Here is a 938-nt window from a genome sequence, read left to right as displayed (position 1 = left end):
CGCGCATGGGTTCAACAAATGCCGTGTCTGAATTTTTCCAACCAGTTAGCGCACGGGCCAGTTCTTGGATATCAGTTTGAGAGTAGGTCGGCAGCGGTTTTCCGGTTTTAGGATCACGTTTTACACTGCCATCAAGGTTTAGCTCGTAAAGTCCTAACGTAAAAAGCTGCATCAGTTCTCTGGCAAAGTTTTCATCCGGTAGCGCGCCTGTTGAAGTATTTTCCTTAGTGCTGCCCATCATTGATAGGTAGTTGCCCATCGCCGGGTGAATAGCCACTTCGTGTAGAAGATCACGATAGTTGCCAAAGGCATGCTTCACCAACACATCGTAGTAGTCCACTAGGCCTGTTGGCTTGCTCGATAGTGCTCCGCCATAGCGCGAGACCACGAGTATTTGGCTTAACGCAAATGCCATTCGCTGCCGAAGCTGGTCTTCTGATGTGAGAACAATTTGATACCAAGCATTTTCTCGATTTGCTTGTGCTCCTTTGCTAAAAGGAGTGTCGTAGAGAGGACGATGATAGGTCGCCGGAAGAAGAAGTTGTTGTTTGATCCAACTTTCAATGCCAACTTCTTCGACTTGATCAATCAAGGCTGGCGTTGGTCCAAACGTACTTTGATAAAGAAAGCGCGCATTGATGAAGTTAGCGGAATCCTCTTCTGAGGAAGCGGGCCCTGCATAGCAGAGCAACATGGCTAAGAATCCTAGCACCCAACAAGAAATTCCATTTTGTTTCTGACGTCTCATAGTTAACTCGCTTACCCAAAGGAACGACTTAAATCCATTTAACGGGAGTAGTGACGCTCGTGTGAGCTTTAAAATAAATTTAGAAAAATCAAGCAGCTGCAGAGGTGAGTATAGTCGCTATAAGTGACTAATAAAAAACACAATTACTGAAAATAGTACGAGTTTGTAACGACAGGAATTGGTAATTTGA

General features: G+C 45.0%; 1 protein-coding gene. It reads right to left on the bottom strand.

All coding sequences use genetic code 11. The features are described 5' to 3' along the window. On the bottom strand, positions 1–748 hold a 748-nt coding region (locus tag R7Z49_RS23855; RefSeq protein ID WP_318112201.1), incomplete at its 3' end, for a DUF1800 family protein. Positions 749–938 lie beyond the last annotated feature (190 nt).

The organism is Vibrio sp. 1562 (genome assembly GCF_033340155.1).
GTDB lineage: Bacteria > Pseudomonadota > Gammaproteobacteria > Enterobacterales > Vibrionaceae > Vibrio > Vibrio alginolyticus.
Note: the sequence above shows the minus strand (reverse complement) of the source record. Positions and strands in the feature narration are given on the sequence as shown.